Source organism: Snodgrassella sp. W8135 (genome assembly GCF_016101225.1).
GTDB classification, from domain to species: domain Bacteria; phylum Pseudomonadota; class Gammaproteobacteria; order Burkholderiales; family Neisseriaceae; genus Snodgrassella; species Snodgrassella alvi.
Genome location: NZ_JACFQX010000004.1, coordinates 82082 through 105981 on the forward strand (window position 1 = coordinate 82082; position 23900 = coordinate 105981).

At 45.8% G+C, this 23900-nt stretch carries 17 protein-coding genes; 5 read left to right on the top strand and 12 right to left on the bottom strand.

The window, feature by feature from the left end; genetic code table 11:
* Nucleotides 1–31: 31 nt before the first annotated feature.
* From lipA to queC, 4 genes are all read right to left on the bottom strand, one after another.
* On the bottom strand, nt 32–988 hold the full coding sequence (gene lipA / locus H3T75_RS08980) for a lipoyl synthase (protein ID WP_025330040.1): 957 nt from the start codon (nt 986–988) through the stop codon (nt 32–34).
* On the bottom strand, nt 985–1629 hold the full coding sequence (lipB, locus tag H3T75_RS08985; protein WP_025330039.1) for a lipoyl(octanoyl) transferase LipB: 645 nt from the start codon (nt 1627–1629) through the stop codon (nt 985–987). Before lipB ends, lipA begins: the two co-directional genes overlap by 4 nt.
* Nucleotides 1626–1898: a YbeD family protein gene (locus H3T75_RS08990; RefSeq protein WP_025330038.1), complete on the bottom strand. Its 273-nt coding sequence runs from the start codon at nt 1896–1898 to the stop codon at nt 1626–1628. Before H3T75_RS08990 ends, lipB begins: the two co-directional genes overlap by 4 nt.
* 110 nt (nt 1899–2008) lie before the next feature.
* The gene (gene queC / locus H3T75_RS08995) at nt 2009–2671 is read right to left on the bottom strand and encodes a 7-cyano-7-deazaguanine synthase QueC (RefSeq protein ID WP_198207614.1); all 663 of its coding nucleotides are present in this window, start codon (nt 2669–2671) and stop codon (nt 2009–2011) included.
* Between the two features lie 201 nt (nt 2672–2872).
* Here queC and tsaD point away from each other — a divergent pair, with 201 nt between their 5' ends.
* The 4 genes from tsaD to H3T75_RS09015 are packed head-to-tail and all read left to right on the top strand — an operon-like array spanning nt 2873 to nt 6798.
* Nucleotides 2873–3895 carry a tRNA (adenosine(37)-N6)-threonylcarbamoyltransferase complex transferase subunit TsaD gene (gene tsaD, locus H3T75_RS09000; RefSeq protein ID WP_198211545.1) on the top strand — a complete coding sequence of 341 codons (1023 nt, stop codon included), beginning with the start codon at nt 2873–2875 and terminating at the stop codon, nt 3893–3895.
* A gap of 39 nt (nt 3896–3934) precedes the next feature.
* Nucleotides 3935–5839: an ATP-binding cassette domain-containing protein gene (locus H3T75_RS09005; RefSeq protein ID WP_084585868.1), complete on the top strand. Its 1905-nt coding sequence runs from the start codon at nt 3935–3937 to the stop codon at nt 5837–5839.
* Between the two features lie 24 nt (nt 5840–5863).
* Nucleotides 5864–6349 carry a hypothetical protein gene (locus H3T75_RS09010; RefSeq protein WP_025330034.1) on the top strand — a complete coding sequence of 162 codons (486 nt, stop codon included), beginning with the start codon at nt 5864–5866 and terminating at the stop codon, nt 6347–6349.
* Between the two features lie 20 nt (nt 6350–6369).
* Nucleotides 6370–6798: a DUF4124 domain-containing protein gene (locus H3T75_RS09015; protein WP_078474794.1), complete on the top strand. Its 429-nt coding sequence runs from the start codon at nt 6370–6372 to the stop codon at nt 6796–6798.
* 320 nt (nt 6799–7118) lie between these two features.
* Here the strand turns inward: H3T75_RS09015 and H3T75_RS09020 are convergent, their stop codons facing one another.
* The 4 genes from H3T75_RS09020 to H3T75_RS09035 form a co-directional block, all read right to left on the bottom strand.
* On the bottom strand, nt 7119–8063 hold the full coding sequence (locus H3T75_RS09020; protein WP_198211546.1) for a hypothetical protein: 945 nt from the start codon (nt 8061–8063) through the stop codon (nt 7119–7121).
* A 107-nt stretch (nt 8064–8170) separates the two neighbouring features.
* Entirely contained in the window at nt 8171–9736 is a 1566-nt protein-coding gene (gene proP / locus H3T75_RS09025) for a glycine betaine/L-proline transporter ProP (RefSeq protein WP_084585094.1), read from the bottom strand.
* Nucleotides 9737–9927: 191 nt separating this feature from the next.
* Nucleotides 9928–12084 (bottom strand): YccS family putative transporter, encoded by a 2157-nt coding sequence (yccS, locus tag H3T75_RS09030; RefSeq protein WP_198211547.1) that lies wholly within the window; start codon nt 12082–12084, stop codon nt 9928–9930.
* 128 nt (nt 12085–12212) lie between these two features.
* Nucleotides 12213–13904 (bottom strand): glutamine--tRNA ligase/YqeY domain fusion protein, encoded by a 1692-nt coding sequence (locus tag H3T75_RS09035; protein ID WP_198185610.1) that lies wholly within the window; start codon nt 13902–13904, stop codon nt 12213–12215.
* 616 nt (nt 13905–14520) lie between these two features.
* Between H3T75_RS09035 and H3T75_RS09040 the strand changes: the two genes are divergently transcribed.
* Nucleotides 14521–15174: a hypothetical protein gene (locus H3T75_RS09040; protein ID WP_084585097.1), complete on the top strand. Its 654-nt coding sequence runs from the start codon at nt 14521–14523 to the stop codon at nt 15172–15174.
* 494 nt (nt 15175–15668) lie between these two features.
* Here the strand turns inward: H3T75_RS09040 and H3T75_RS09045 are convergent, their stop codons facing one another.
* The 4 genes from H3T75_RS09045 to H3T75_RS09060 form a co-directional block, all read right to left on the bottom strand.
* Entirely contained in the window at nt 15669–16451 is a 783-nt protein-coding gene (locus tag H3T75_RS09045; protein WP_198211548.1) for a DUF3304 domain-containing protein, read from the bottom strand.
* Between the two features lie 398 nt (nt 16452–16849).
* Entirely contained in the window at nt 16850–17632 is a 783-nt protein-coding gene (locus H3T75_RS09050) for a DUF3304 domain-containing protein (protein WP_198211549.1), read from the bottom strand.
* Nucleotides 17633–18021: 389 nt separating this feature from the next.
* The gene (locus H3T75_RS09055) at nt 18022–18798 is read right to left on the bottom strand and encodes a DUF3304 domain-containing protein (RefSeq protein WP_198211550.1); all 777 of its coding nucleotides are present in this window, start codon (nt 18796–18798) and stop codon (nt 18022–18024) included.
* 336 nt (nt 18799–19134) lie between these two features.
* Nucleotides 19135–23613 (bottom strand): phospholipase effector Tle1 domain-containing protein, encoded by a 4479-nt coding sequence (locus tag H3T75_RS09060; RefSeq protein ID WP_198211551.1) that lies wholly within the window; start codon nt 23611–23613, stop codon nt 19135–19137.
* Between the last annotated feature and the right edge of the window lie 287 nt (nt 23614–23900).

Here is a 23900-nt window from a genome sequence, read left to right on the forward strand (position 1 = left end):
AAGGGAGATGCCGGCATCTCCCCGATAAATATTATTCATTAACGACACCCGCATGTTCAGCCTGAACATCAGCATGATAACTGGAGCGTACCATGGCACCAATGGCACCATGCTTAAAGCCCATCTCGTAAGCACGCTTTTCAAACTCCTTAAACTGCTGCGGCGTAACATAACGCAATACCGGCAAATGGCTGTTACTTGGCTGTAAATACTGGCCGATAGTAATCATTTCCACATCATGAGCACGTAAATCCTGCATAACTTCCAGAATTTCCTCATCACTCTCTCCCAGCCCTACCATCAGACCGGATTTGGTTGCCACTTCCGGCCTTAATGCCTTGTACTGTTTCAGCAGTTTCAGTGAATGCTGATAATCAGCTCCGGGACGAGCCTGCTTATACAGACGCGGAGCGGTTTCCAGATTGTGATTCAGTACATCCGGCGGTGTCTGCGCCAGAATATCCAGCGCGGTATCCAGACGGCCGCGAAAATCAGGCACCAGCACTTCTATCTGTGTATGCGGGCTGGACTCGCGAATGGCAGTAATGCAGTCGGCAAAATGCTGTGCCCCGCCATCGCGTAAATCATCACGGTCAACCGAAGTAATCACCACATAACGTAAATTCATTGCTTTCACTGAAGCAGCCAGATGCTTTGGTTCCTGCGGATCAAGCGGATTAGGACGGCCATGTCCCACATCACAGAACGGACAGCGGCGGGTGCAGATATCACCCATAATCATAAAGGTTGCCGTACCCTTGCTGAAACATTCTCCAATATTCGGACAGCTGGCTTCTTCGCATACAGTATGCAGCTTCTGCTCACGCACAATGCTTTTAATTTCAAAAAACTTCTGACTGCTTGGCAGCCGTGCCCGTATCCATTCCGGCTTTTTCAGTTTTTCTTCCAGCGGCACAACCTTAATCGGAATGCGCGCAGTTTTTTCCGCACCTTTATGTTTTACCCCTTGGCTGTTATCTTGATTCATAGTACAACTTTCTGTGTAGATTTCCGCTCAGGCGGAGGTGCATTCAATTCTAAAGTCAGGTAGCCGGTTAAACGCTCAGCCACATCGGCCAGCTCAGGGCAGGGCTTAACAAAATCCGCTATCTGGGTCATATGCAAACCGGCATAACCGCACGGATTAATATGTGTAAACGGAGTCAGATCCATATTCACATTCAGTGCCAGCCCATGATACACCGCGCCTTGTTTAATACGCAGACCAAGCGAAGCAATTTTCTGCCCGTTCACATAAACACCGGGACGTTTCGGATCATTTACCGCTGTAATTCCGTAATCAGCCAGCGTAGCAATAATACTGTTTTCCAGCCGGCTGACCAGCTCACGCACAGTAATATGCCGGCGCTTGAAATCAATCAGCGTATATACCACCAGCTGCCCCGGACCGTGATAGGTAACCTGTCCGCCCCGGTCAATCTGCACTACCTCGATATCATCATGCACCAGAATATGTTCGGGCTTACCAGCCATACCCTGAGTAAATACCGGCGGATGTTCAACCACCCATAATTCATCTTCAGTATCAGCCGTACGCTGTGCAGTAAATTCCTGCATAGCCGCAAAAACCGGCTGATAGGAGCGTAAACCCAGCTGTACCACTTTCATAGTACAACTTTCACCATCGGATGGCTGCTTAAAGCACGATAAATATTATCCAGCTGTTCCTGATTTTCAGCACGAACCACCACCGTTGCACTAATATAATTACCCTTACTGCTCGGACGGGTATTAATATTTTCTGCCGCTGTATCCGGTGCATGCTGCTGCACCACCTCCAGCACTTTAGCCTCAAATTCCGGATGCTGTGCACCCATTACCTTAATCGGGAAATCCAGCGGAAATTCAATAATACTGGTTTTCAGATTATCACTCATTTCTGTACCTTTCCTGTCTGCTCACGTTTGTACCATGTAAATCCCATGCAAAACAGGCTTATTCACGTAAATTTTTTTAATCCAAAGCTAAGAACAGCTGTACAGCCAGACTAAACACCTGTTTTTTGTGCCAGATAGGCCTGTAATCCCCGTTCGCGCAACACACAGCTCGGGCATTTACCACAACCGCCCTCTATACCATCATAACAGGTATGTGTGTGTTTCCGTACATAGTCCAGATAGCCCAGCTCATCCGCCAATGCCCAGGTTTGCGCCTTATCCAGATACATCAGCGGCGTTATCAGCCTGAATTCATAATCCATAGCCAGATTCAGCGTTACATTCATAGACTGGACAAACACATTACGGCAATCAGGATAGCCGGAAAAATCTGTTTCACAGACACCGGCAATAACATCATGAATACCCTGACCTTTAGCAAAAATGGCTGCATACAGCAAAAACAGCGCATTCCGTCCGTCAACAAAAGTATTGGGCAACCCTTCAGCCGGTGCCTCAATCGTCTGCTGTTTATCCATCAGCGCATTATGGGTAATACTTTGCAACAACGACAAATCCATCACTGTCTGTGCCACACCCTGATCCTGTGCAATCCAGCGTGCTTTTTCCAGCTCAATCGCATGACGCTGACCATACTGAAACGTAATCGTCTGCACATTCTCACGCCCGTAAGCAGCAATAGCCTGCAACAGGCAGGTAGTTGAATCCTGACCGCCGGAAAAAATTACCAGAGCCTTAGAATATTGTTTCATTATCCAGATTCCTTAGTTTTGATTTCAGAACCAGCCGGAAAGCCCTCTTTCCGGCCGCCTGACGTGGGAGGTTTGCGAACCACGCAGTCATTTATTACAAATTATAAAACATTTGCCCTCTTATACTGACAGTTTGGTCACGAAAGCGTGTAAAACAGGTAAAATAACCGGCTTTATTGCTGATATTTCAAATACACAAACATGTTGGTACTGGGAATAGAATCTTCTTGTGATGAAACCGGCGTCGCCCTGTACGACAGCACGCTCGGTCTGCTGGCTCATCAACTGCATACACAAATTGCCATGCATGCAGAATATGGCGGTGTCGTGCCCGAACTGGCCAGCCGCGATCACATCCGCCGGCTGACACCGCTTACTCAGGCCTGTCTGCAAGAGGCAGATAAAACATACAGTGATATCGACGCTATTGCCTACACACAGGGACCGGGTCTGGGCGGTGCACTTTTGGCCGGTGCCAGCTTTGCCAATGCTCTGGCATTCGCCCTGAACAAACCGGTTATTCCGGTACATCACCTTGAAGGACACATGCTCTCACCATTACTGAGCGAAGACAAACCTGCCTTTCCCTTCGTCGCCTTACTGGTTTCCGGCGGCCATACCCAGTTTATGGCCGTAAAAGGGATTGGCGACTATACCCTTCTGGGTGAAAGCATCGATGACGCTGCCGGAGAAGCTTTTGATAAAACCGCCAAACTGCTTGGCCTGTCTTATCCCGGCGGTGCCAGACTGTCTGAACTGGCAAAACTGGGACAACCGGGCAGCCTGCATTTTCCCCGCCCCATGCTGCATTCACACGACTTAAACATGAGTTTTTCCGGTTTAAAAACCGCAGTATTGACCGCAGTAAACAAAATCCGCACAGAAACAGGCTGTAAAGAACAGCTTCCGGAGCAAATTCGCAATGATATTTGCCGCGAATTTCAGAACGCCGTAGTAGATGTACTCACCAGCAAAGCCAGACAGGCATTAAAACAAACCGGTTATCAGCAGCTGGTTGTTGCCGGCGGTGTCGGCGCAAACTGGCAGTTACGCCAGAGCCTCAGCAACTTGCCGGGAATACAGACATTCTTTCCGCCAATGGCCTACTGCACAGATAATGGCGCCATGATTGCTTTTGCCGGTGCCATGCACCTGAGCAACGCACAGCCTGCTGCCGGTTTTAATGTAAAGCCGCGCTGGCCGCTCAGCCAGATTGTTCAGTAATACCGTGCACCCTCAGCACGGTTAACCGCACAGATTAATATGATTGAAATTAAAAACCTTAGTTTACAACGTGGTAATAAACAACTTTTAAATAATGCCAGCCTGACCATCTATCCGGGTCAGCGTATCGGCCTGATTGGTAAAAACGGCACCGGCAAATCCAGCCTGTTCGCTCTGATTGAAGGTAAAATCAGCCATGACAGCGGTGATATCCGTTTACCCAAACACTGGCAACTGGCCACTGTCAAACAGGAAACACCGGCACTGGATATTCCCGCCCTGGACTATGTTTTGCAGGGCGACAGCGAATTGCAGCAACTGCAACAGCTACTGCAACAGGCCGAAGATGACGACGACGGCTTCAAACAGGCAGAATATCATGCAAGGCTGGATGAAATCGGCGCATACAGTGCACCGGCACGTGCAGCCAAACTGCTCAACGGTCTTGGTTTCTCACAGCAGGAACAGCAGCAACCGGTAAAATCATTCAGCGGTGGCTGGCGTATGCGCCTGAATCTGGCTCAGGCACTGATGTGCCGTACGGATTTACTTCTGCTGGATGAACCTACCAACCATCTGGATCTGGAAACAGTATTGTGGCTGGAACAGCATCTGGCCGGTCTGGATACCACCCAGATAATCATTTCGCATGACCGTGATTTTCTGAATGCCACCACTACCCAGACAGTTGAACTGACACAACAGCAGCTTATCCTCTACGGCGGCAACTATGATTTTTATCAGCAGGAACGTGCACAGCGGCTGACTCAGCAGCAGGCTGCCTATCTTAAACAGCAGGCTCATATTCAGCACCTGCAATCCTTTATCGACCGCTTTAAAGCCAAAGCCACCAAAGCAGTACAGGCACAAAGCCGAATCAAAGCACTGGCACGGCTTGAACGCATTGCCCCGGCACATCTGGACAGTGAGTTTTCGTTTCAGTTTGCGCAGCCTGACCATCTGCCTAATCCGCTGCTGAAACTGGAACACATCAGCCTTGGCTATGGTGACAAAACCGTTCTGCACGATATCGACCTTTCAGTTGAATCCGGAGCACGTTATGGTCTGCTCGGGGTAAACGGCAGCGGTAAATCCACCCTTATCAAAGCCATTTCCGGCAGCCTGAAACCACTAAGCGGCCAGATTATCCGTGCGGAAAAACTCAAAATCGGCTATTTCGCCCAGCATCAGCTCGAAACACTGCGTGCAGACCAAAGTCCGGTCTGGCATATCCAGCAGCTGTCACCGGCCGTACGCGAACAGGAAATCCGCAACTTCCTCGGTAGCTTTGCCTTCATCGGAGATATGGCTTTACAACCAATCGCCCCCTTTTCCGGTGGAGAAAAAGCCCGTCTGGCACTGGCAATGATTGTCTGGCAAAAACCGAACCTGCTGCTGCTGGACGAACCGACAAACCATCTTGATCTGGACATGCGCCATGCATTAACTGTAGCATTACAGACGTTTAAAGGCGCACTGATCGTAGTCTCTCACGACCGCAGTCTGCTTGAATCCACTACTGATGCCTTAATTTATCTCAGTGATGGCGAACTGAAACACTTTGATGGTGACCTCAGCAATTACCGCCAGTGGCGTTTAACTCAGGATCAGCATAACGGTGAACAGCCGCAGGATTCGCGTGATAACCACAATCGCAAAGAGCAGAAACGCATTGAAGCACAACAACGTCAGCAGCGTGCCCGTCTGATTAAACCGTTATTGAAAAATATCGAAAAAGCCGAACGGGATATGGGAAACTGGCAGCAGCAACGCAAACAACATGAAGCATTTCTAGCCAGTGAAGAAGCATATCTTGACGAAAATCAGACAAAATTACAACAAACCCTTACCCAATTGGCCGAGCTCAAAGTAAAATTAGCTCAGACTGAAGAAAAATGGCTTGAATGGCAGCAAGAAGTCGAAAACATTAACCAGACTACTTGAATTATTGCAGTATAAGGCTCAATAATGACATACAAAAAAATCATTCCCATACTAATATTTACCAGTGGCCTGTTTATAGGACAGAGTGCCGTTGCAAAAGTGTATACCTGTCTTGAAAACGGCGAAGTTGTCTATACCTCAAAACTAAAGGGTAATTGTGCCGTAGCCAACTTACCGGCTATCGGTAGCTACAGCGACAGCCGTCCCAGTTACCGCAACAGTAGCGCTTCGGCCACAATACGCAGCCGCCCGCGGCCTGCAACCAAGGTAGCAACAGCCTATAGCGGCCTGCAACCCACAGTTAATATCGTTCCTAAAGGCAGCGACAATACCCGTCGTGCCATTTTGCAGCAGGAGCTGACCAATGAACGTAATGCTCTTGCTCAGGCACAGCAGGCACTGAACCGCAGCCGTACCGGTAAAGGCGGTAATATTACCGAACTGCAAAGTGCGGTACTTGACCGGCAGCAGAACATTCAGGCCATACAGCGGGAACTTGGTCGTATGTAAACCCAGATAAAGGATAAATCATGAGAAAATCCCTGATACTTGCCACATTGTGTACACTGATAAGCACTTCTGCACTGGCACAGATATATGAATGCACCGACAGCCGGGGGAATCACAGTTACAGCGAAGTTCCGAAAGGTAAAAACTGCCATTCTGTCAGCAATCTGGGCGGGAATTTCTCAACAACTTCTGCCTATAAACCTGCGGTAGCTACTCCTGATACCAATTCCAAAGATGCAGATTCAGCCGCCCGCAACCAGCCCGATCAGGCCGCAATTTCTGCTGCCCGTAAAAACCTTGCCGATGCCAAAAAAGCACTGGAAGACGGTAAAAAAATTCGTATGGGAAATGAACGCAACTACGTGCGCTATCAGGAACGCATAAAAGGTCTAGAAGATGCCGTAAAATCCCGGCAGCAGGATTTGGATAAAGCTCTGAATGGCAAATAAAATCTGCTTAGAATTTACCGGCTTAAAATACTTTTTAGCCGGTAAATAACTTGAATGATTCATTAAAAGTATATATCTGAGAATTAACTCTATTATTCAGGCAGTATTATCAATTATAAATCGTAGATAAAACCATATAAAAGCATTTCTGATATAAAGTAATAACATCATCCTCAGCCTCAACGCATCAATCAAATATCTGTTAAAACTACTATCAATATTGATTAAATAATAGATAAGCATCACTATCAGTACAAAAAGATTTTTCTTTTTCTGATTAATCAATCTACGTCTAATGATTCTTTTCTCAAATTTTTAACTTAATTACTTTGAGAATAATCCTGTAGATTTAATTTTATCGCACTGTTTGGTAACTCCACACGTAAACCTTTTGTCTTATTCTCTATTGACGGAATAAAAATTAAAGTTTTGGAGCCAACGTTAGTTAGTAGAATATCTATATGTTCTAGTTCGCAAAAATTATTATCACATGTAATTTTGAAGTTGGATTTAGAATCTTTCGAATTTAATTCATTTATATTTTTTTGTAATACTTTATAATAATTTTTATCTATTAATAGTGATACATTAGTTTTTCTAAGACCATATATAGTAAAAGAAAATTTAAATGAATTAGTTGAAAACGGACCTATTCCTATTAGAATTATAATCAATAAAAATATATAAAATGTAATATTTTTAATTTTTTCATTTTTATCAGATTTTTCTTTTTCAATTTTTTGAGTTGGTACTTTTTTTAATTTTTTAAAGATATTATTATCAACACAGAATTTTAAACTAAAAAATATAAATATTAAAATTTGTACTATAACTATTTTTTCTAAACTAAAAATATCTGATCCAATACTAAATGCTAATATAAATATTTCTGATATTATTCCATAAACTATTATAAATATTATAATACTTAATGACGGAATTCCTTTTAATTTATAATTTTTAATTTTATAATCTTTTATTTTATAATAAATAATAGAAGGCAATCCTATTATTAATATATAAACAAAAAAGAAAATTGCTAAATTTGTCAAATATAGCAAACCAACAATCAATGCATATAGCATACCAAAACTTATAGTTATTAATATAAATATTAAAGTTTCACTAATTTGTACATCTGGGGGAATAAAATGTATCTCCATACAGTAAAAAGTAAAAATAATAATTCCAATAGTTGGACATGTAATACTTATAATCTTAAATATATTTAGTATTAATTGAGTAATTTCTTTAATTTTTTCCATAAATTAAATTTGACATATCATCATGTTATATCAATAAAAAATCAACTAATATTAACATACACAAGTTAACATCAGTTGATTTTATTTTATTCCATCTATTTAATCATTCACTCCAGCTTCGGATGTAAATCAATATATTGCTGCTTACGCTTTTCCAGCTCACCTATCTGCTCCTGTAAGCGGGCAATTTCTGCATCAATATCATCCACACTCTGCTCAATATGCTGATAAGTCTGCACCAGCAGCTCACGCGCTTCCTGCTTATTCGAAGCAGAAGGAGACACACCGCGCAGCGGGCGGTTGGCCGTTTCTTTCAGGCAGATACCGGTAACAATACCGATAATTCCTACCAGCATCAGATAATAAGCCGGAATAAACAAATCATTAGTAGCATCCACCAGCGCAGCGGCAATAGTCGGCGTTAAACCGGCAATAATAATCGCAATATTAAATGCACTGGCCAGAGCACTGTAACGGATACGGGTAGGAAACAGTGCCGGCAGCGTAGAAGCCATAACACCGGTAAAAGAATTCAGAATCAGCGCCAGAATAAACAGCCCGAGAAAAATCAGCCCTACTTTGCCACTGGTAATCAGCTGAAAACACGGAATAGCCAGAATCAGCAATGCAATTGAGCCGCCAATCACAAATGGCTTGCGTCCGATTTTATCGCTGACAAAACCAATAATCGGCTGCATAAACATCATACCAATCATAATTGCAATAATAATCAGCACACCGCGATCTTCACCATAATGCAGATTATGCGACAAATAGCTAGGCATATAAGTCAGCAGCATGTAGTAAGTGATATTTGTGGTTAACACCAGCCCGACACTCACCAGCAGTGTAGGCCAGAAACGCTGCATAATTTTCTTAAACGAAACCTGAGGCCGGTTACCAACGTCTTCCTGCTCAGCCTTTTCCATCATATCCAGATGTTGCTGAAAAGCCGGAGTTTCCTCCGCAGCATGGCGCAAATACAAGCCCAGCAGACCTAAAGGAGCAGCCAGAAAAAACGGAATGCGCCAGCCCCACGAGAGAAAATGTGCCGAACCCATAATATTTTCCAGCAATACCACCAGCCCTGCACCAAGCACAAACCCGCAGATTGAACCAAAATCCAGAAAACTGCCCAGAAACCCGCGCTGCCTGTCGGGTGAATATTCCGCGACAAAAATAGCCGCTCCCGTATATTCACCGCCCACAGAAAACCCTTGAGCCAGCTTACACAACAGCAACAGCACAGGTGCCCACATACCAATACTGTTATACGATGGAATCAGACCAATACAAAAAGTACTGAGTGCCATAATAATAATGGTAGTCGACAATACTTTCTGCCGGCCGAAGCGATCGCCAAGTATCCCGAAAAATACACCACCAAGCGGGCGCACCAGAAATGGTACGGAGAAGGTACCCAGTGCGGCGATTATCTGCACACTGGGCGAAGCAGACGGAAAAAATACCTGTCCCAGCGCATAAGCCACAAAACCATATACCCCAAAATCAAACCACTCCATGGCATTACCCAGTGCAGCGGCAGAAATGGCCTTTTTAAGCTTATTCTGGTCAACAATAGTGATATCGTGTAATTCCAGCGTTCCGTTCTGAGTAGGAATCAGTGGTGGAACATGAGAAGAAGCCTCATTTTGTTTATTAACAGCTGTCATGATAATCCTCTCATTATTAATATTTAAATGATATTTCAATTATAACATGCGTCTGAAAAACGCTTTGTAATTGAATTTTAAAGAAAACTATCTACAGCATAATCGATAAAAGAGCGCTTGTGCTACAATTATTTTATTCCACCCCGATTTTTCATAGTTTATTAATTCACTTTCACAGCCTGTTTGCCGCATTACTGTGCCGCTATCCTGCCTGCTCCGGCATCAGCCCGCAAAGCCTGCCTGTACAGTGGCAGCTGTACATGAATCTGATGCAATTGCCGCCATAATACCTTTTCAACCACATCATCATCCGGCAGCGGCCTGCTCACTTTTAACAGCTCTGCCAATGCCTCCCACTTAGTTTGAAAAAGTGCGGAATCGGGTTTCTGCTCCATCAATTCTGCCAGACTGCTGGCAATCGTCATCCAGTATTGCACCTGTTCCGGCGTCAGCTGTGGACGCAGGCGATCTACCTGAGCACGAATCGCACCCAGTGCAGAAATACAGCTTAACAATACATAATTCAGTTGCAGCAAGGTTTTACCCTCAGCCAGATGTTGCCCGTAACGTTTTGGCTCCATCGACATATCAGCTACAGTATTACTCAGCGTAACCGCCAGCTCGTGTGCATTGCGTCGCGCCGCGCGATAAACAACATCGTCGCTTAGCCCGTTCTGCAACTGCTGCGCTACCTGTCGCAGATAGACACCATCACTACTTAAGGCGCGCCCGGCAATCCGCCCCAGCGTCAGATAACGCCAGTCCGGCCACAAATACGATACCGCACACCATGCCAGCACAGAGCCAAGAATCGTATCCGTAAAGCGTGACAGCATGGCTGACTGCGTATCCATACCGATAATCGCAAAACCCACCAGCACCTGAACCGTAATAAAAAACGTGGAGAAACTGTAGCGGCGAACCCTGAATGCAAAAAACAGCACCGTACTAACCACCACAATTATCAGCCTGCCAGACAGCGCAGGCACAAAATAAGGCAATGCTGAACCCACTACTACCCCAAGCAGCGTACCCACAATTCTTTGTTTCAGCCTGGCTGTTGTTGCCGAATAATTCGGCTGACAGACAATAACCCCGGTCAGCAAAATCCAGTAACCCATTTTCAGATGGAAACTTTCAACCACCACACAGGTAACAGCAGTCAGAATGGCCAGACGCACAGCATGGCGCAACACATTCGACTGAAAAGTAAAATGTGCTTTTAACGCCGGCAGAATATCGCGTATCCGGTCAACATCCAGCCCGGCAATCTGCAAATCACCGATGTTTTGTTCTTTACTGTTATTCTTTACCTGTTCCAGCCACAACAGCTGTTCATTAATCGCCAGAATATTAGCCGTTAACTGCTGTAAACCCGGTAAATCCTCATCACTGCCATGTTCTGCACAATAACGTGCCACAGCCTGCTGTACACCTTCACCGGCACGCTGAAGCATCAGATTAAATGCATACGGCTTATCTTCCTGCAGGCATTCACCCATCTGCCGGCAAGCCTGAGCCTGCAACACAATCAAGCGCTGAATACGGTAAATTAAATCAGAATGTGCCAGCTTATGCGCCAGTGCCGCATAATCAACATGGCGCGAACTGATACGTTCATGGATATTCTGTGCAGTCAGATAATATTGCAGCAGCATGCCAATACTACGCTGCCGGTGCTGCCGGCGCAGACGGTAAAACAAAGCAGTACGGCACTGATTAAAACCATTAATCACCGCCGTATTTTTCATTGCCAGCTCAAGTTCCCTTTCTGCAAGCAAATCCACCTCATCCGGGTCAAAAAACTGAGCTTTTACCAGCATATAATCGGCCAGTCTGGCAAAAGAGCCGGCCAGATTGTCCTGCACCGGCCGGTTGGGAAACAGCAGATGCAGCACCAGCGTACACAGACTGAACAAACTGGTACCGCAAACCAGCATAATCGGATTGGTATACCAGGGTAAAAGCGGCGAATAAGTCAGCACCGTATACAGCATCACCAGCAGCGTACCAAAAGCAATCGTGCGGTATCGCACATCAATAGCACCCATCATCGTCATACTGAATGCCGCCCACACCATCAGCAGCGAAAACGCCAGCGGATGCCCGAATGTCCACTGCACCGCAGTAGCAGCCAGAGAAAAATGTATCAGCGTAAAAAACAGATTGCGTAAACGGCCGGTAAATCCATCATCCAGATCCACCAGCCCGCCGGCAATAATTCCCAGAAACAGTGCCGTACTTTCTGCCGTATTGCCCGTATACCATACCCACAGTGCCGCCAGCATCATACTGAGCAGCATCGGTAAATTGGCCAGATAACCTGCACGTACCGGAATTGTTCGCATCTAATCGCCTCTAATGACCAGAAAACACAACCTGCCCCATTTTAGCAAGCTGCCGGATAAACCGGACAGATTATTTACAGCATAAAAAAACCGGCTTCAAAAAGCCGGTTTTCCATATACAGACACAATTATTTCTTCTCAGCCTGTGCCTGCCAGGTATCACGCAAAGTTACAGTACGGTTAAATACCGGATTTTCCGCAGTATGGTCATAGCGGTCAGTCACAAAGTAGCCCAGACGCTCAAACTGATAGCGCGTTTCCGGTGCCAGCGTATTTGCTACAGGCTCCACCAGTGCATCAATTTCTGTTACCGAGGCCGGATTCAGAAACTCAGTAAAATCACGATACTGACCATCATCACCGCGTACCGCATCCGGACGTTCCACAGTAAACAGCCGGTCATACAACCGCACCTTAGCCGGCACAGCATATTCAGTAGACAGCCAGTGAATAACACCTTTCACCTTACGTCCCTGCGGCTTAGAAGCCAGCGTGTCATGGTCTATCGAGCATTTCAGCGACACCACCCGTCCGGACGCATCCTGCACCACTTCCTCACACTTAATCACATAGCTGTAACGCAGGCGCACTTCACCGCCCAGCGTTAAACGCTGCCAGCCTTTAGGCGGCTCCAGCGCAAAATCGTCTGCTTCAATATAAATCGTTTTCGTTAGCGGTATCAGACGCTCGCCCATTTCCGGATGATGCGGATGAAACGGTGCTTCACGGCTTTGCGTTATCGCCTCATCAAAATTAATCAGCTCAACTTTAATCGGATTGAGCACCGCAATCATCCGAGGTGCCACACTTTCCAGATCTTCACGAATAGCACCTTCCAGAACACTCATATCCACCACATTTTCGCTCTTGGAAATACCTACCCGTTTGGCAAACAGACGCAGCCCTTCCGGCGTATAACCGCGGCGGCGCATACCGGAAATAGTCGGCATACGCGGGTCGTCCCAGCCGGACACATGGTCTTGCACTACCAGCTGATTCAGCTTGCGTTTGGAAGTAATCGAATACAGCAGTTCCAGCCGTGAAAACTCATACTGATGCGGCTGATGCGCAATCGTAATATTCTCCACCACCCAGTCATACAGCGGCCGGTGTGATTCAAATTCCAGCGTACACAGCGAATGAGTAATATTTTCAATCGCATCCGAAATCGCATGCGTATAATCATACATCGGATAAATAACCCATTTATCACCAGTGCGATGATGATGCACGCGGCGGATACGGTAGATTACCGGATCACGCAGATTAATATTGCCCGCAGCCATATCAATTTTCAGCCGCAGCGTTTTACTGCCATCCGGAAACTCCCCATTGCGCATACGGGCAAACAAATCCAGATTTTCTTCTATCGTACGCTCACGATACGGGCTGTTTTTACCCGGCTCCGTTAACGTACCTCGATACTGACGCATTTCCTCAGCATCCAGATCATCCACATACGCCTTACCTGCTTTAATCAGCTCCAGCGCATACTCATACAAACGTTCAAAATAATCTGAAGCAAAACGTTCCTCATGCCACTGAAAACCTAGCCACTGCACATCTTCCTTAATCGAGCGCACATACTCATCCGATTCTTTCTCAGGATTCGTATCATCAAAGCGCAGATTACACAAACCATCATAAATATAAGCCAGACCAAAATTCAGGCAAATCGATTTAGCATGGCCGATATGCAGATAACCATTAGGTTCGGGAGGGAAACGCGTAATTACCTGCCGGCATTTCCCGCTTTGCAGGTCTTCCTCAATAATAGAGCGTATAAAATGATTATCGGCAAACTGATCTTTATTAAGCATAGTTCTTCTGAATATGTGCAAATGTGTTTTGCAGAATAAAAACGCCTGAAAACACCAACTAAAAGGTAATAATTATATACCCAATTTATATAAGCAATATACAATTATACTAACCAAAAACGTATCAATTAAACAGTTTAGTAATAATTAAGCAAATACTAAACCAAATCAGATGAAATACAAACAATAATTTACCGATTAATTAAATTCAGCATCCATCACCGGAAAAACCCAAATTGCCTTTGTCTGCCATCGGGCAGACTCAACAGCGACAATACCTACCTGTCAGACGCACACTGCCCGTACCAAATAAAATATGCTTAATATTCAAAGCATAAAAATCCAGCCAGCCGTAAAGCACAGAATACAACACACAAGCTGTAATACCACATCCGTTAAAATGGCATTGCGCCTTCAACACAATTCATTCCGTAAACATATTTTCAGCAAAACATCTTCCGGAAACGAACCCCATCACATCAGCCAGTTACAAAAAGCCATAATAAATCACTGAACCGCCATAAACCCATGCATACATTAATATCAGCATTAATTTATTTCATATAATAATCAGACTACAAAACAAAGTTTTTATGTACAATTATCAGAATTAAATTTGAAAATTCATTCAAATAAAAATACACACATCTTTACCCGCACAATCAACAACCCGAAATTTTTATCAACACATGCTTTCTTCCAGTTTCAGTGCCAGACACAATCCGGCATACAGCCTGCGCAGTTACCATCTTTAGTGCAGGTGTTAATACCGGCAAATAGTTATTCAGGCATTAAGAGCACGAATATCCGGCAGGAAGCAACTGATATCAAAGGATTAATCATGGTACGAGTAAACAAATTCAACCGGCAGAATAAATTTAAAAAAATAAACCGGCAACAAACAGGCAGTGATAAACAGCCCCAAAGCAAAGGGAAAATCAGCCCGGAAACACAGACATCTGCACGCACCGCAACCCCTTCCCTGCTTTTGCGCCTGTATCATTACTATTTCAACCCTGATAAAACCGTAAGAAGAAAAAACCGCATAAGCTCACTGCAAACAAGCGCCAGATTCTCCGTATTAATATGTATTGCTTTAATTATCTTTGCATCGGTCAGAAATATTATCAGATTAAAACATGCCAGCATCACCAACACACACACTTTACAGAATTCCGGTATCAAAAATACACCTGCTCCCATCAAAATCCGCAATAGCAGTACACAATCCCGAAACAAAGAGCACAAAATCCGGCAAGAACATCATTAACCAAATAAATTTTTAATAGTCACATACCGTATTATTAGCGAGAGAATAATAACAGAGAAAATAATTTATAATATCAAATAAAACCATCGGCATATCTAACCAATCCGGCAAAATTAACAGCTGAACGTTTTATCTTTATATTCAGGATTTAGCTGTTAATTTATTTTTCCACTGGTCTGTATTCCTATTTATATTTATTGCTTTATTAAAAATAATTAAATACATCCATCAGCATTTTATGCAAATATATTATCAATAACCAGCACGGAACTGGAGATTTGTTATTATTCAAACGATATTTGTCATATTCACTGCGGATAATAAAACGCCACTGCCCCAATAGAGGAACAATAGCGTTATTTTAATAAAATTCCAGATTCCGGCCATGGCTAAATCAGCCGGCTTTTTTGCAAAGACAACAGTTCAGGCTTGCCGGCGCAAGCTTACTTGCACCGGTAAGTTGTCAGCCGGCGACCATAGCAAGCCTGCAAAACTTATTTACTGCTAACCGGCAGCTTGCCCTGCTGCTCCAGTTCCTTTATATATTCCGGTAAAATTACCTGCTTAATATTTGCTCTTTCCTGTTTGATTGCATCCAGCTTAGCTTTATTGCGCCGGTAATCCGCCATAGATTTGATAGTCGGGCGTGGTGTACACAGTTTCTCACTTTTCGCATACAATGCAAACTGTTTCTTGACTGCTTCTCGGGTATCATCATCTTTGGTTCCATAATCAATATATATTTGGTTACAAGCTAGGAAATGAACTGTAATATTACTTGTCTTACCAAAATCATCACCCATAGATGGAGGTGGAGGGGGTAAAGGTATTACGGCTGAATGATTTTCATCATACTGACTAATAATGGCTGATTCTTTTTCGTCAAAATTCACGCCGGGCAAATTTAACATTTTAGGATGCCAAGCAGGATAAGGTAAAACCCGCCAATAAATACGTGCGGTCATACCCGGTTTCCATTTCGCCGGCAAATAGGCTGCTCCACAGGTAGAACCACCTCCGTAGCGCTTTTTACCTACCTCATAATCATCTACACCATTGGTACCGGGAATACAACCACCATTGATTGAACCGCCGGACATATTTTCATAGTTGTATTCCAGAGCCTCAACCGGCGCGGCATAGGATTTGTTTTTACCGGAAGTAACGCCGACAAACGGTTCAAAACCGCCGCCGCAGGAGGTGATGGCGCTAGCCGACAGCAGTAATAAACTTAGCCGGATAAGACAGCTTGCCGTAAATATTTTTCTTCCAGACATTTGATTCTCACTATTCTTGGATTGATACGGTATTTTTATTCAATATTCGGTGTTAACTTTGTATTAGCAGCCGTGTCTGATTTGCCGGCTTTATGCCGGTTCTAGTTAATGGTATCGCTTCCAGCTTTTATTACATATCAATATTTTACACAATTACAACTATCGGCACAGAATATTGTTTACATTAATATACTGAATATAATTAATTTTCCGGACTAAGACATTATTTATGTATATATTAATTTTTTACAGCATTATATTGCGATATTCTGGTTTTTATTTGTTTTTATGGCTATGCGGGATTAATTCCGTTGTGGTGAAAGTGCCGGTTGCAGCGCCGGCGATGGCTGTCACTGTTGCCAAATCAACCGGCGCACTAAGCAGCAAAAACCGCCAGTCTATTTACCAGTAACCGGCAGCTTGCCCTGCTGCTCTAATTCTTTAATGTATTCCGGCAGAATCACCTGCTTAATATTTGCCCGCTCCTGTTTGATTGCATCCAGTTTGGCTTTATTACGCCGGTAATCTGCCATGGATTTAATTGATGGGCGCGGTGTGCATAGTTTCTCACTTTTCGCAAACAGCGCGAACTGTTTCTTTACTGCCTCACGGGTATCATCATCTGTAGTACCGTAATCAATATATAACTGATTACAAGCCAGAAAATGGACAGTAATATTACTTACTTTGCCAAAATCATCACCGGCAGATGGTGGAGGCGGGGGTAATGGTATTACTGCGGAATGATTTTCATCATACTGAGCTATAATAGCTGCTTCATTTTTATCAAAATTAACACCAGGTAAATTTAAACCTCTGGGATTCCACCTAGGATAAGGTAAAACGCGCCAATAAATACGTGCCGTCATACCCGGCTTCCACTTCGCCGGCAGATAAGCAGCGCCACATGTAGAACCACCGCCGTAGCGTTTTTTACCAACCTCATAATCATCTACGCCCGGTGTTTTGGGAATACAGCCACCATTAATCGAACCACCGGACATATTTTCATAGTTATACTCCAGTGCCTCTACCGGCGCGGCATAGGCTTTGTTTTTGCCGGAAGTAACACCGACAAACGGTTCAAAACCGCCGCCGCAGGAGGTGATGGCGGTAGCCGACAGCAGCAATAAACTTAGCCGGATAAGGCGGTTTACGGTGAATATTTTTTTAGCAGACATGTGATTCTCACTCTTCTTGGGTTAAACACTGTGATTACTGCATGGTGTATTTAATAATTGATTTCATCGCTGCATCTGCACCTTCCCCTTTATTCCGGTTTTTGTTATCACCCTGTTGACGGTACTGCTTACATCTGTCAGTTTTTATGCAATGATATTACCAATATCTGGCGCAGAAACGGAAATTTTTTATTAGTCGAACCTGTATTTACACTGCGGATAATAAAACGCCACTGTACCCGTATGGGAACAATGGCGTTATTTTCAGAAGATTCCGGCTATGGCTAAATCAGCCGGCTTTTTTGCAAAGAGAACAGTTCAGGCTTGCCGGCGCAAGCTTACTTGCATCGGTAAGTTGTCAGCCGGCGACCATAGCAAGCCTGCAAAACTTATTTACTGCTAACCGGCAGCTTGCCCTGCTGCTCCAGTTCCTTTATATATTCGGGCAGAATCACCTGCTTAATATTAGCCCGTTCCTGCTTAATTGCATCCATTTTTGCTTTTTTACGCCGGTAATCTGCCATGGTTTTTACTATAGGGCGTGGCGTACATAATTTTTCGCTTTTAGCAAAAAGTTTATAATGCATGGGCGTATTTCTGCCTTCTTCTACTGTACCGTAAGTAATATACAATTGATTACAGGCCAGAAAATGCACGGTGATATTCCTTACCTTGCCAAAATCGTCACCGGCAGATGGTGGGGGTGGTGGTAAAGGAATCACCGCTGAATAATTTTCAGCATACTGATCCATAATAGCTGATTCTTGACTATCAAAAACCAATCCGGGTTTATTTAATACTTTTGGTTGCCAATCAGGATAAGGCAAAACCCGCCAGTTAATACGTGCAGTCATACCCGGTTTCCATTTTGCCGGCAGGTAGGCTGCTCCACAAGTAGCACCACCTCCATAACGTTTATGACCTACTTCATTATTAGCTATACCATTAGTTCCGGGAATACAGCCACCATTGATCGAACCACCAGACATATCTTCATAATTGTATTCAAGAGCCTCTACCGGCGCGGCATAGGATTTGTTTTTACCGGAGGTAACACCGACAAACGGTTCAAAACCGCCGCCACAGGAGGTAATGGCGGTAGCCGACAGCAGCAATAAACTTAGCCGGATAAAGCGGCTAGCGGTGAATATTTTTTTACCAGACATTTGATTCTCACTCTTCTTGGGTTAAACGCTGTGATTACTGCATTGTGTATTTAATAATTGATTTCATCGCTGCATCTCTGCCTTCCCTTTATTCAATTGTCAGCTATCGTATTACTTCCGGTATTTATTCCATATATCAATATATTACACAATCATACACAATAGCGCAGTATATTTGTTAACAGCTTAAGCAATTAAGCGGCGATGATAAAAATTCTGGCTATGCGCTTTACTCACATACAGGCAAAGCAGCAGAATAAAACGCCATTGCCCCGGCATGGCGGCAATGACGTTGCAACAAAAACAGCGTGAATAAACGCTGCGTGCCGCTTACGGCTACAGCAGCCAGCTTTGCAGTACTTTTTTAATCAACTCCATCTTTTGCGGCGAAATCGCCTGCATCTGCGGCGGAATATTACCGCTTTGCAGCTGCTGCAACAGGCTGGCAATTTCCGGCTGGCTGCGGCTGGCAATATTTTCCGGCAGATACTGGTTGATTTCCAGGTCGCCGAGACCAAGACGGTTGAGCGCGGATTTACCCATCTGCTCTACCGCCTGATCGTAAATATCGCCGCCGCTGTTGTTGTAAAAAGCCTGCGCAAGGGTTTGCGGATCCTGTGCACCGCTCTCCAGCAAGGCAGTACTGTTTTGCGCGCTGATGCGGCTGTTTTGCTGGTACTGGCTGATTTGCTGGCGTAAATGCTCGGCCAGACTGTCTTTGCTGATGTCTTCCAGACCGGGCGGCTGCATCAGGCTTGCCTGCGGCAGCGCCGCTACCGGATCGGAATAAACAGTCATCCCCTGCTTCAGAGCTTCCTGCAACTGCTGCTTATCCAGTGTGCCGGCTTTAGCCTGCTGCACCGCATTTTCCAGCTGTTTCTGATTTTCGGTAACCTTATCCAGCATTTGTTTCACCTGCTCAGCCTGCTGCTTCAGCTGCGCATTGGACTCTTTCATCTTATCCAGCGCTTTTTGCTGCTCGGTAAGCAGCTCGCGGATTTCATTCAGATTCTTGATGGTTTCATCACTGCTCTGAATAACCTGACCGAGGGTCTTATCGAGAAATTCCTTATCGGTCCACGGCTTCTGCTTGTCATATTCGGCTTTAATCTGCTGGGTGGCGGTTTGCAAATCCTTGGTGAACTGACGCAGCTTTTTCAGGTTGTCAGCAGTCGGCAGAATTTTACCAGTATCCGGATCAATGGCCAGTGCCTGATAGTCCTGAGTAAGCAGATTCCATGCGGCTCTGTCTGCATCGGTAACAAACAGCTCGGGATTATTCAGACCAATCAGAATATAGGCCGGATTGCCGTATTTCACGCTCATATAGGCGCTGCGGGCAATCCCGGCTATCCCGACCACGCGATTCGCCAATAGCACCGGCGACAGCGGTTTATTCGAAAAGCCGCCGCTGAACACCAGACGGTGGGCAAAATAGCTGGTAAACGGTTCGCGGCTTTGCAGCAGCGAATCATGCATAAACCAGGCACGCGAATCATGAATCTGGTCGTCGAAAATCTGCACCATCTGCGGATAATTGGCGGAATATTTTTCTGCATGGGTTTTCAGCCGGTTTATAATCGCCGTTTTCTCACTCAAATCTGCCTTTTGCAGCCGCTGCCAGATATCCATCACCGAACTTGTAGCCAGTTCGAGGCCGTGGAGATTCTTCTGATAACGCTGGCGCAGGACATCGAGCAGAGTACCGGTAACCAGTGCGCCTTTATCGGCATTCTTGAACATCTCGCTGATTTCCTGCGTTGAATAATCCCATGGCATTTTGGTTTTATTCTCGCCTTTCTGCCCTTTACCGTCTGCCGGTGCACTACCGCCTGCCGGCGGGCCTGAGGCAACAATATTTTTCGCCAGTGGCGGCAGCGGAAGGGTATTGGTATTACCTGATGCAGGCGTTTTAAGATCAGCAACTTTCGCGCCGAAATACAACTCATCGCCATTATCATGGATGTCTTTGTATTCGGCAGCCTCGTCGTCGTTATTCAGCATATACATGCTGCCGGCAAACAGGGTATCAAGCAGGAAACCGGCGGAAAGCATATTCTCCAGATGAAATTCATGCAGATAATCGGCTTTGAAATCCTTGGCGCCTTCAATCAAGTCCCAGCCGTCGTTACCGGGTACGTAATTTTTATTGATAATGCCATCGAGAAATTCCTGCCGTTTCTCTTTTGGAATATCTTCCAGACCGGCCTGCTTCCACATTTCATCATTATCCGCAACCGGCTTATCGGGGAAATTGCCTTTACCGGCTTCGTTGGCTTCTTTACGCCCTTTATTGATAATATCCGTACGGCCGTTTTTAGTTTCTTTGTCTTCCTTTTCTCCGACGCTGCCATCCTTCGAAAGCTGTAAACCAAGGAAACGCGCATAGCCGGCGATACCGGAACGTACCCAGCGCAGAATCCGATAGGCAGTAAAATGATGGACTTGCTTTTGCAGTGCGGTGCTGATATTCGAGGTTTCCAGCGTTTTCAGCCAGGCATTAAAGCGCTCAACCATTTCTGGTTGTGTGTCAAATTCCCCTTCTGTATCTTTATCCATGAATTCATAGTTTTTTAACTGAAAACGCGGATGTTTCTGCATATCTTTTTTTAAGATGGGATGATCCTGCCATACTTGCAGCGGCATACCATGCTGCCAGCAGCGCGCATACATATCATGCAGAGCAATCTGCGAAAGTACATGCCCCATACCATAATTACTCTTAAACTGCTCGCCGGGCGGATAGCCGCCGCCGATATCAGAATGCACACCGGGGTAGATATATTCCTTAAAATTGCCTTTCGGATAGCCGCCGTCGACACAGATACTGTCGACCGAGAAACTTTTGCGCTGCTCATGCGCCGAAACAAAGTGATAGCAGTTTTTAATAAAGCCGGCGCTGCCGGCGCGCTGCAGCGACATGGTGCGGTGCGCCCATGAGCAGTGACCGGTTACCATAGCCACCAGCGGCGACATACCGACTGTGGCAACGGTATCAAACAAGCCGCACATCTCCACATAAATCGGGATACCGAGCAGCTTCAGCTCTATGCCTTCATAAGGTTTTTCTGCCTTCTTATCATCGGTCTTAGCCGGTTTGTTGCCTTTCGGAGCACTGGCGCTCATGCTGGCAGCCTGCGCCTGCACCCGCTGCATGGCGGCTTTGGTAGCGCTGCTGTTTACCGGTGCGGCGGCGGTAGGAGCTGGCTGCTTGACTTTATCCTTGTCCTGCTCGTCTGATTTGTCTTTGTTTTTCGCCTCGGCTTCCTCTTTGGCTTTAGCCTCTGCCGCAGCACGGTCGTCTTTACGCTGTTTGATGCGCTCTTTCGCCTGCTCCGCCATCAGCTTTTCCAGCTGCTCGCGTGCGTCAGCATTTTCATCACGGTCGAGCAGATAGTCGAGCAGCCAGTTCATAAAGGTGCGCGCCTCGGCGGCACCGCGGGAAAAGCCGACCACATACAGCTTAATTGCATCGGGTAATGGTTTGGAATCCGGGCGCTGCAAGGTATCCAGAAAGCTGTCGAGCTGGCTTTTGCGCCCGGCACGCGAATCCATGCCTTTTACCATTTTCTGCGCGGTTTCCAGTGGCAGCTCTTTTTCATTAAATATTTTACACATACCTAAACTGGCACATAAACGGGTTAAGCCCCAGTTAATCCGCGCCTGGCCGAATTTAGCCAGCGCCTCGCCGAGCATCCCCGGATCATCATCGCCGATTTCCTCAAAGCGGGTGCCGACGCCCTGGATATAATGCTTAAACCAGCCGTATTTAATCATTTCCTCATCACGGTTACTTTCTCCCGGTGTACCGCCGGCACCCATACAGGCATGAAACAGACGCGCCGCATTGGATGTACGCGGATAAGTATACGGCTTAATCAGCTTTGCCTGCTGAGCCGCAGCATCTTTAAGCGGATCAAGCTGCTCTGCGGTCGGCGGCGTGGCGCCGGAAACTACTTTATCGGCTTTTTCATGATTATTGGTGCCATCAAAAAAGAAGTTGATTTTAAGCACTTTCTGGCACGGCTTGGCTTTAGTGCGGTCGACAAAATTATTGTCTTTGCGGTTTTCCTGGATGCTGCTGATTGAAGCCGGCAGGCGGCCACCGGCGGCAGTGGGAAACTCATCCGGCTTAAGCACGCCCGGCCACTGAAATTCAATCGGCTTAATCGTCGGCAAATACGGCTTAAGCTTATCGCCGATCTTTTTTCCGATACTCGGCGGTTTGTCCAGAGGGGGTACTCCCGGCCCGGTTTGCGGCAGAAATTTGTCGTCGGGCTTGTTACCATTCGCTGTTGTATTCGCCGGTGTTTTAGCGCCCGGTTTTTGACCTTGCTGCGAAGCTGCCGGCTTATTCGGCTGGTTTTGCCCGGACTGCGGCTTATTCTGCTGATTTTGCCCAGACTGCGGCTTGTTCGACTGGTTTTGTCCAGACTGCGGTTTATTTGGTTGGTTTTGCCCGGACTGCGGTTTTTTCGGGTTGGCAGGAGGCGGATGATTGGCAGCATCGGCAGCGTCACCATCCTTATAAATTCCGAAATCATTCTGCTCTGGCGAGTGGCCGGCAGTGATGCTGTCTATACTGATTCCTTTATTGTGCGGATTATTCGGCGTTGGCAGTGGCGCTTTGCCGCCACCCGGCTTGCCCGCTCCTGCGGCACCGGCAGGTTTATCGCCTGCACCCGGCTTACCGCCTGCGGCACCGCCACCGGCTGGTTTTCCGCCTGCACCCGGTTTACCGCCACCGGCACCTCCCGGCTGCGGAGCACCAGCAGGTGCATTCGGCTGTTTTTTATTATCGTCGTTACTCGCCATAACTGGTTTCCCTCTTTAACTAAGAAATACAAATAAGCTGAGTGCCGGTGGCCGGTAGTACTTCGTATTGTGAGGCAGGCTGATTCTGTTTGCCCGGATGCCGACGCTGCTCCCTGGTCTGTGCATTTATGCCGATATAAGCGCTATCTGAATGCACTGTTTCCGTAACCACTTATTTTAACATATTTAATACAATTTCTGTAGTTTTATTTACATAATTATAAATAAAAACACAATATAAAAAACGCAGCCATACCGGCAAGCTGCGGTATGGCTGCGAAAAATTA

Excerpts from the sequence above, each read along its gene's own strand:
- H3T75_RS09055 (WP_198211550.1), bottom strand. The coding sequence starts at position 18,798 with ATGTCTGGTAAAAAAATATTCACCGCTAGCCGCTTTATCCGGCTAAGT.
- lipA (WP_025330040.1), bottom strand. The coding sequence starts at position 988 with ATGAATCAAGATAACAGCCAAGGGGTAAAACATAAAGGTGCGGAAAAA.
- H3T75_RS08990 (WP_025330038.1), bottom strand. The coding sequence starts at position 1,898 with ATGAGTGATAATCTGAAAACCAGTATTATTGAATTTCCGCTGGATTTC.
- H3T75_RS09020 (WP_198211546.1), bottom strand. The coding sequence starts at position 8,063 with ATGGAAAAAATTAAAGAAATTACTCAATTAATACTAAATATATTTAAG.
- proP (WP_084585094.1), bottom strand. The coding sequence starts at position 9,736 with ATGACAGCTGTTAATAAACAAAATGAGGCTTCTTCTCATGTTCCACCA.
- H3T75_RS09005 (WP_084585868.1), top strand. The coding sequence starts at position 3,935 with ATGATTGAAATTAAAAACCTTAGTTTACAACGTGGTAATAAACAACTT.
- H3T75_RS09015 (WP_078474794.1), top strand. The coding sequence starts at position 6,370 with ATGAGAAAATCCCTGATACTTGCCACATTGTGTACACTGATAAGCACT.
- H3T75_RS09045 (WP_198211548.1), bottom strand. The coding sequence starts at position 16,451 with ATGTCTGGAAGAAAAATATTTACGGCAAGCTGTCTTATCCGGCTAAGT.
- H3T75_RS09035 (WP_198185610.1), bottom strand. The coding sequence starts at position 13,904 with ATGCTTAATAAAGATCAGTTTGCCGATAATCATTTTATACGCTCTATT.
- H3T75_RS09050 (WP_198211549.1), bottom strand. The coding sequence starts at position 17,632 with ATGTCTGCTAAAAAAATATTCACCGTAAACCGCCTTATCCGGCTAAGT.
- H3T75_RS09010 (WP_025330034.1), top strand. The coding sequence starts at position 5,864 with ATGACATACAAAAAAATCATTCCCATACTAATATTTACCAGTGGCCTG.
- tsaD (WP_198211545.1), top strand. The coding sequence starts at position 2,873 with ATGTTGGTACTGGGAATAGAATCTTCTTGTGATGAAACCGGCGTCGCC.
- queC (WP_198207614.1), bottom strand. The coding sequence starts at position 2,671 with ATGAAACAATATTCTAAGGCTCTGGTAATTTTTTCCGGCGGTCAGGAT.
- H3T75_RS09060 (WP_198211551.1), bottom strand. The coding sequence starts at position 23,613 with ATGGCGAGTAACGACGATAATAAAAAACAGCCGAATGCACCTGCTGGT.
- yccS (WP_198211547.1), bottom strand. The coding sequence starts at position 12,084 with ATGCGAACAATTCCGGTACGTGCAGGTTATCTGGCCAATTTACCGATG.
- lipB (WP_025330039.1), bottom strand. The coding sequence starts at position 1,629 with ATGAAAGTGGTACAGCTGGGTTTACGCTCCTATCAGCCGGTTTTTGCG.